Genomic DNA, 7,768 nt, shown 5'->3' on the forward strand with positions numbered 1-7,768 from the left:
GCTGTGAAGCGTCGTCCAAAGGCCTACCCTCGTTTGACAGTACCAAGAAGACAAACGGCGTAATCCTGTGGTCAACCACTTAAGGTCGTGCCATTAGCGACAGCTCTCTTTTTTAGAAACCTGATATCCGCCCTTGGGCAAACCTCTGAATGCAACCTGAACAGACGATAATGCAGTTCTCTCATCTTTTTTATATTCTACTCTCCTATTTCCTTGGCGCTATTCCCTTTGGCCTCCTGCTTTCCCGTAGCCAGGGGATAAATATCCGTGAGCAGGGCAGTAAGAATATTGGTGCGACCAATGTCTCTCGTTTATTGGGCAAAAAACTTGGTGTTGTAACCTTTCTCCTTGATTGTGCAAAAGGCTATGTTCCTATGTTGCTTGCCGGGCTCATTTTTGCTGATAGCCCAAATCATCAGCTGCTGATTGCTCTCTGCGGTGCTGCTGCGGTGATTGGGCATATGTTTCCAGTCTATCTTGGTTTTAAAGGAGGGAAGGGGGTGGCTACTGGGTTGGGTGTTTTTTTGTACCTGGCTCCCCAGGCAGTTTTGCTGAGTATAATTGTTTTTATAGCCATTGTTGCAGCGACTGGCTTTGTTTCGCTGGGTTCCCTGCTTGGATCAGCTGTGGTTTTGCCTTGTGTGTACTTTCTTGATGAACCGACCTGGAAGCTTATTTTAGCCGGTTTTATCGTGATCATGATCTGGATGAAGCATCATGAGAATATTGGGCGGTTGCTTCAGGGAACTGAGAAGAGTTTTAAAAAAAGAAGTTAGCCCCGTGATGTATCGCGGGGCATGGGTGCAGAATTCACGCAGGGTATGGCCCATGCATCAAAAGTGGTGCATGGTATACATCATAAATTGTATAGGGATCAGTCAAGCAACCCTTCCACCACCTTATGCAGCTCTTTGATTGCCAGAGATGATGGCGCATCAGGATACATCTTCACAGCCAGATCACCCCGAGCCAGGGCCTGGGCCAGATAGGGGTCATAGGGGATCTCCCCTAACATGGGCAGATCGTTTTGCTCCAGCCAATTCCTTGTGGTGTTGGCAGATTTCGTATCCATGTCGCTTCGATTGAGCACTGCTCCGGCAGGAATATTGAACCCTCGCACGACTTCGGCAATACGTTGCAGATCACTCAGGGCGGATGGGGTCGGTTCACTGACCAACAGAGCGTAATCCGCACCTTTTAAGGCCGCAATCACCGGACAGCCGATTCCTGGAGGTCCGTCTGTGAGGAGCAAATCGCTGCCACTCAACGATGCCTCCTGTCGGGCCTCCCGCTTGACAATATCCACTAACCGTCCTGAGCTGGATTCACCAATACCCAGGGCTCCAGCCACCACCCGGACTGCTCCCGAGGTAACAAAGTTAATCTGGCCATTTTCCACCGGCGTGACTGAAACAGCCTCATCCGGACAAACCAGGGAGCACACGCCACAGCCCTCACAGGAGTAGTTGATAATGATCGGTTCTGTGTCGCCGATAATGGAGTCAAAGGCGCAGGCATCTACGCAGCGCATACAACGGCTGCATTTATCATAGTCAATAATTGCCTTGTCCGAGGCTGTGACCGGTGTACTGCGGTCAAACTCAGCTCCCAGCACAATATGGAGATTAGGGGCATCAACATCTGTGTCAGCCAGGGTTAAGCGTGTGCCTTGCTCTGTCAACAGATGGGCCAGAGCAGCAGTCAGTGAAGACTTGCCCACGCCTCCTTTACCACTCAATATAACGATTTCTTTCATGATTGCTGCTCCTGTTGTGCCTGATTATCTTGGACAAGATAGGCATTGGTGAGACGGTCAGCCATATCCAGAAAGATCTCTGCTGCTGCTGAGTTGGGCAGAAGATCAACCACTGGCATTCCCTGAAGATAACCGGTCAGCAGTTCTTTATCCAGCTTGATTTCCGCAGCAATGGGAGCAGCCCCGAGTTCAGCCGCCAGTTCCACCTTTTCTCTTTGGCCGGGTAGATTTGACCTGTTTATCACAACGCTTCGCTGGACATCAAACATATCCAGTAACAAGAGTATCAACTCAAGATCATGAGAACCCAATGGCGTGGGTTCGGTAACTGCCAGCACATGATCAGCCCCTTTTAAGGCCCCAATCACATTACAATGGGTGCCAGGAGCAGTATCCACCAGGATGACATCAAAGAGTTCCGCATCCACAAAGGCGGCTTTTTTTACCGCATTGACCACCAGGGCACTTTCTGCCAGCCCTGGTTGCAATGCCCCGGTGTACAGGGAGAGCTTGCCGCGCCTGGTTGTGTACAGAGTGCCGACAGAATGACTGCCACGGGTAATGGCATCTGCCGGACAGACCATATAACAGGCCTCGCAGCCATTGCATTCACCCATAAGGGTAATGGTTTTTACCTTTGGCCGGAACAGGCTGTTCATCCGACAGGTTTTAACGCATAGCTGGCAATCTGTGCATTTTGCCGAGTCAAAAATAGGCTGCATAATGGTTACTGGCTCAGGGTTTTCCAGGGGAATACCAAGGAGCAGGCTATCGTTGGGTGCATCGACATCAGCATCAATCAAGGCGACCTTCTTGCCCTGGGCAACAAAGGCCGCTGCCAGATTCGCTGCTATGGTTGATTTACCTACGCCCCCTTTACCACCAGTGATGCCAATAATCGGGGTTGTAAAGTTTGTGTTATGGAAATGTTTGATGATTTCCGGGTGCAGTTCTTTGCTCACTGTCCCCTCCTGCGTCCCTGGCCCTGACCACCACCTCTGCCTGCTCCACTGCCAGAACCACTGCCACAGCGACAGCCTCCTTTGCCTTTACCTCGTCCCTGGCCCATGCCGGAACCATTCCCCTGCATACGAACAGCCCCAGGCCCTGTGGGTGCTTGCCGGGAGGATGTTCCTGTGCTTGCTGTCTGCCCTGACGTAGCATCTTGCCCATAATGACCAGCCTGGAATTGTTCCAGGGCCTCAGCAACTGTGGATCGTCCAAGACCCTCGTGCATCCCAATGCCAGAGGACTCAAGGGCGGTTCTTGCCTTTGGGCCTAATCGGCCGGTAAGCACAGCATCAACTCCGTGCTCGGTCATGGTCTGGGCCGCAGCGATTCCTGCTCCCTGCGCAGCCTGAGAATTGGTGTTTTCAATGCCTTGGGTTGCACCTGATTCAGTGTCAATCAGAACAAACCAGGGTGCCCTGCCAAAGGCAGCATCAGTTGCTGCGTTCAGATCGTTTCCTGTTGCGGTAATACAAAGTTTCATTTTTTGCCTCCAATTTTTGTGAGATATGCCTGTTACTCTTTAAAATTACGTCTGATTATTTTTTTAAGTATTTGGCTTGCCGATGCCTTTTATTGTGCATATGCACAAAATATAGAGAGAGAAACCTTTTGTCAACAGTTGATTAAGGAAAAGATGTTTTTTTATGTACTCCAAAAAGAGATATGGCAGAAAGGTGCTCTCCTGTAACAATGATTGAGCTGGCTGCGGATAATTTGAAAAAATCGTTCGGCTTTCTTTTTACGGCAAAAGGTGGTATTGATTATTTGTTAGTAAGTGTTTTTTGATCTTGTCATAAGAAGTTGGAGGGGGGATTTATGGATATTACTGTGATTGGAGCTGGAGGAGCTGTCGGACGTGTTCTCACGCAGTTAATCATTTCAGAGCAACTGCTTGATAGAGAACAGCACTTACTCTTGTTAGGTAATCCTACAGGATTAAGCAGAAGGCATTTGCCAGGTTTTTCAGTGGATTTGTTGGATGCCTATGCAGGGCTGTGTCCTCATATTCATGTGGAGTTTGATTCTACGGCAATACGAGGGGATTTAATTGTTATGGCAGCGGGGAAAACCTTTCCCGCTGATATTAGTCATGCGAGCAGTAACAGAGACATGCTTGCACAAGAAAATGCGCCTGTATTCGAGCATTATGCATCTCAGTTAGCGCGATATGGGCATGGTCACGAAATAGTCATTTGTGTTTCAAACCCTAATGAACTTGCTGTAGCAATTTTTGCCAAACATTTAGGCCCCAAAAGGGTCATCGGCATGGGGGCCTTTCTGGATTCACAGCGGTTTAAAAAAGAAATTGCAATTAGTCTCGGTATCTCACGGCAACGTATTCATGCGTTCATGCTTGGTGAACATGGATTAAATATGGTGCCTCTTTGGAGCGGAGTTCATATTTATGGTTTTACTGAAGAGCAATTGAGCGAGGTCTTTTTGAAAATTCGTCAGCAATGCCCACTGGATCAGCTTTTTTCAGAAGTTGCCCGGGTCAGAGAGAAGGCTACCGGCCTGATATCGGCAGGAAAAATTAGTGAATGCTACGAGATGGTTTCTCAATATCCGCCAGACATCCGAGCAATTATAAAACCATTTATTACCCATTTCTCTGGCGCAAAAACAGCGGTTGGTACGGCAAAAGCAACTTTAAAGCTGCTCCAGGCCATTACTATGGGACATGACACCTTAATCGCTGGTCAAGTCAGGACGGAAGGCGCTTTTTACGGTATTGACAGCACGATTGGTCTTCCTTTTATTATCGGCAATAAAGGAGTTGAAAATATTGTTGAATTACCAATAGTGGAAGAGGAAGAAGAAATGTTGCAACAATGTGCCCAACATGTCAATCAGAAGTTGCAACCGTTTTTGTGAGTCTCGGCCACGGCAGAATCGTATCAAGTATCCTTTCCCGGCCTGCTCACCATCTCTCTGCTACAAAAAAAATCGGTATGCTGTTCCTCAAGCGTTCCAGCGACCTGTTTAATGAGCGATGCGAGATACTGCGAGAGTAGTTTGCTGAGTAGGGAATTTTGTTTATTAACAAGTACTTGTTGAAAGAAAATAGAAGGTTTGCAGCAACTGACAAGGAGTTGCTTGTAACAAACAAAAGGTTATTTGCTCCTGACAAAAGGTTTGCGGCTATCAACAGAAGGTTGTTGGTAGAAAACAAAAGGCTTGCAGCTACCAATAGAAGGTTGTTGGTAGCAAACAGAAGGTTCGCGGTAACAAATAAGGAGTTGTTTGTAACAAACAGAAGGTTGTTTGTTCCTGACAAAAGGTTTGCGGTAACAAACAGAAGGTTGTTTGCTCTTAACAAAAGGTTTGCGGCTACCAACAAAAGGTTATTTGCTCTTGCAGGAAGGTTGTCAGCGACCAACAGGAAGCCTGCTGGAACAACAAGGGTGATGTGTTTTTTTTCGTACCTGTGCTTGATCGTAAAATTTCCTTGTCCCGGAAGAAAAAATCTCTGTATTCCTCCTGTTCCTCTCCATAAATTTTTTTATATTCCTTGACAGGCAGTGAAAAAGGCGTTAAGCAGATTTATTGCCTTTTATAACTCTTCTTTTCTTCAAGATAAAATTCTTTACAAAGGAGGAAATCTTATGGCCTATCAACGTAAATCATCCTGCGTTATCGCCGAAGCCCTTGAACGTCTCGCCAATCTCAAGGCAATCGATCCTGATCTTGATCTGGGCAACGGCCTCACTGTTGCTGCTTTTGAAGCCCTGATAAACAAAACACAGGCATCCGAGGATACCTATAACGGGCAGCTTGCCCAGGCTGATGCGGGAGGCAATAATTTCAGGGCGGATGAAAAGGATCTTCGTGATATGTCTTCGCAGATGCTTTCCGGGGTGAAAGTGAAGTACGGGAGGGACAGCAATGAGTATGAGATGGCTGGGGGAACCCGATTGAGTGAGCGCAAAAAGCCTAAAAAAAAGGATGGTGAGGAGTCGGGAGGTGGAGGTGAGGGAGGTACTCCGTAACCATGCCTGCAAAAGACAATTTTCACGATATAGTCAGAAAAGCGTTGATCAGAGAGGGGTGGCAAATCACCCATGATCCTTATTTCATGCGATATGGCGACACAGATTTCTATATTGATCTGGGGGCGGAAAAGATTCTTGCTGCGGAAAAAGATGGAAGAAAGATAGCTGTTGAGGTAAAAACGTTTCTTGCTGACTCGGTGACCTATGAATTTCATACTGCGCTGGGTCAGTTCATCAATTATCGTGATGTGCTTGAGGAGACCGAACCTGACCGCACTCTTTATCTCTGTGTGCCTGGGGAGGTCTACAGATCATTCTTTGAAAGCCGTTTCGGGCGGCTGGCGATAAGCAAGAACCGGCTCAGGCTGATTGTCTGCAATATCGGGAAAGAGGAGATAGAGGAATGGAGAAATTAGAGAAGTACAGGAACAGCATTGTTGAGATTATGCAAAAATATACAAATGCTGTTCCGGCCTGCGGAGATATTGAAGTGCAGACGATTTTCGACAGAGAAAACGATCATTATCAGATCATCAATGTGGGATGGCAGAATGACAGGAGGATTTATGGCTGTTCTCTGCATATTGACATCAAAAACAATAAGGTTTGGATACAGCATAATGGAACGGAGAGAAGGATTGCTGAGGAGCTGAACGAGTTGGGTGTGCCTAATGAAGATATTGTTCTGGCGTTCCATGCGCCTGAGAGAAGGCGGTTTACGGGGTATGGGACGAATTAAATGTTGCAATCCAAGGAGCTTCTTGATCTGTCCTCGCTGATGCTTTCCGGGGTGAAAGTAAAATATGGCAGGGATAGTAATGAGTATGAGATGGTGGGTGGATGCCCCCATCCTGAATGGTCATTAATGTGTCAACTATATTCAGGACGGGTCAAATTTCTATTGTTTATTGAAGTCACGGGAGTGCTTAATGGTTAATTCAAAAATGGCTATTATATCAATAATATCTCTTTTGTTATTAAATAGTATCTGCTGAATTTCTCGACAGCCGGAAGAATTCATAGTAGTCAATACCCTGACACGTTATTTCAAAACGTTCAATCTAAGGTGCTTCAGCTGCTTTTTTTAGGTTTCCGTCAATAATTCGATTTTTCAGACGGAAATTGGACGCACTTTTCCCCTACCCGACTTCGGGTAAAAGATGATCTCCTGCCAAAGATGGTTATGCTAACCCTAAATTGATCAGACTTTTTTCCGGGATTTTTTCCTCACGCCAAAGCAGTAAAAACTTCTTAAGATTATAAGAAGTCTGACACAGTAAAGACCAGATTCGGTCTCCCTCCAATCCACGATAGAGACTGCATCCAAATCCCCGGAGATTCTTGGCAACAGCGATAAACCCTTCAGTCGCCGAACGAGCTTTCTTGCTGAATTCTCTTTTACTTTCATGAACATCATCAGAGCGTCCAAGAAAAACGTTGTCGATTTTTTCAGCGACTTTAAAATTCGCCCGGCTCCGAAAACCTAAATCTCCGACAACCGTGGTAGGGGTCTCTCTCATACGTTTTATAAAAAGCTCAAGAGTCTTGGGGAAAAGTTTCTTATCATTCGGTTTTCCAATAAAATTTTCAGTCGTGATGAGGAATCCCTCTCGGTTGAAAGCCATCTGAAGCGTTGTTCCGAACTCACACTTCGGATGAGATTTTCCTTTTTTAATCGGGCGGGCATCCAACTCGTGCAGAGAGACAATTCGATTTTGTATATGGACTTTTCCTTCAAGCTTTTCAATAGTCTGTTCTTCCAAAAGACTTAACAGATCAAGAAGTGCCCAAGCATTTTTCATCAGTTTCTTTGAACATTCAAGAGATTCAACTTTTTCTCTGAATATTGTTAAAGCCGGAAGAAACAACTCGTTAAAACCAAAAAGATATTCAGCCCGATTTTGCTTGCTCAAATTGAATGAACGCCATTTCTTTTTTATTTCATCATCGTTCCACCATATTTCAATATCATGCCTGCCAGCAAATTGTCTCAGTTTAGAAAAAGCTT

11 protein-coding genes are annotated in these 7,768 nt (G+C 46.1%); 7 read left to right on the plus strand and 4 right to left on the minus strand.

Going from position 1 to position 7,768, the window contains the following annotated elements; genetic code table 11:
- Positions 1 to 170 precede the first annotated feature (170 nt).
- Positions 171 to 776, plus strand: a complete 606-nt coding sequence (gene plsY, locus L2082_RS17380) for a glycerol-3-phosphate 1-O-acyltransferase PlsY (RefSeq protein ID WP_446010884.1) — start codon at positions 171 to 173, stop codon at positions 774 to 776.
- A gap of 98 nt (positions 777 to 874) precedes the next feature.
- Here the strand turns inward: plsY and L2082_RS17385 are convergent, their stop codons facing one another.
- The 3 genes from L2082_RS17385 to L2082_RS17395 are packed head-to-tail and all read right to left on the minus strand — an operon-like array spanning position 875 to position 3,248.
- Complete coding sequence (locus L2082_RS17385; RefSeq protein WP_446010883.1) at positions 875 to 1,756, minus strand: ATP-binding protein; 882 nt, start codon at positions 1,754 to 1,756, stop codon at positions 875 to 877.
- Complete coding sequence (locus L2082_RS17390; protein ID WP_446010882.1) at positions 1,753 to 2,718, minus strand: nucleotide-binding protein; 966 nt, start codon at positions 2,716 to 2,718, stop codon at positions 1,753 to 1,755. The genes L2082_RS17385 and L2082_RS17390 overlap by 4 nt, the downstream gene beginning before the upstream one ends.
- Positions 2,715 to 3,248, minus strand: coding sequence for a NifB/NifX family molybdenum-iron cluster-binding protein (locus L2082_RS17395; RefSeq protein ID WP_446010881.1), 534 nt, complete (start codon positions 3,246 to 3,248; stop codon positions 2,715 to 2,717). The genes L2082_RS17390 and L2082_RS17395 overlap by 4 nt, the downstream gene beginning before the upstream one ends.
- Before the next feature lie 335 nt (positions 3,249 to 3,583).
- Between L2082_RS17395 and L2082_RS17400 the strand changes: the two genes are divergently transcribed.
- The 6 genes from L2082_RS17400 to L2082_RS17425 all read left to right on the plus strand — a co-directional run bounded on the left by L2082_RS17400 (position 3,584) and on the right by L2082_RS17425 (position 6,697).
- Positions 3,584 to 4,642 (plus strand): lactate/malate family dehydrogenase, encoded by a 1,059-nt coding sequence (locus L2082_RS17400; protein WP_446012038.1) that lies wholly within the window; start codon positions 3,584 to 3,586, stop codon positions 4,640 to 4,642.
- A gap of 179 nt (positions 4,643 to 4,821) precedes the next feature.
- Complete coding sequence (locus L2082_RS17405) at positions 4,822 to 5,283, plus strand: hypothetical protein (protein ID WP_446011205.1); 462 nt, start codon at positions 4,822 to 4,824, stop codon at positions 5,281 to 5,283.
- Between the two features lie 90 nt (positions 5,284 to 5,373).
- The gene (locus L2082_RS17410; protein WP_446011206.1) at positions 5,374 to 5,757 is read left to right on the plus strand and encodes a hypothetical protein; all 384 of its coding nucleotides are present in this window, start codon (positions 5,374 to 5,376) and stop codon (positions 5,755 to 5,757) included.
- A 2-nt stretch (positions 5,758 to 5,759) separates the two neighbouring features.
- Positions 5,760 to 6,176: a XisH family protein gene (locus L2082_RS17415; protein ID WP_446011207.1), complete on the plus strand. Its 417-nt coding sequence runs from the start codon at positions 5,760 to 5,762 to the stop codon at positions 6,174 to 6,176.
- Positions 6,164 to 6,499, plus strand: coding sequence for an element excision factor XisI family protein (locus L2082_RS17420; protein ID WP_446011208.1), 336 nt, complete (start codon positions 6,164 to 6,166; stop codon positions 6,497 to 6,499). Before L2082_RS17415 ends, L2082_RS17420 begins: the two co-directional genes overlap by 13 nt.
- Positions 6,500 to 6,697 carry a hypothetical protein gene (locus tag L2082_RS17425; RefSeq protein ID WP_446011209.1) on the plus strand — a complete coding sequence of 66 codons (198 nt, stop codon included), beginning with the start codon at positions 6,500 to 6,502 and terminating at the stop codon, positions 6,695 to 6,697.
- 244 nt (positions 6,698 to 6,941) lie between these two features.
- Here L2082_RS17425 and L2082_RS17430 read toward each other — a convergent pair.
- Positions 6,942 to 7,768 (minus strand): hypothetical protein (locus tag L2082_RS17430; RefSeq protein WP_446012039.1); only part of this gene is annotated, 827 nt, incomplete at its 5' end.

This window comes from Candidatus Electrothrix sp., assembly GCF_052785085.1.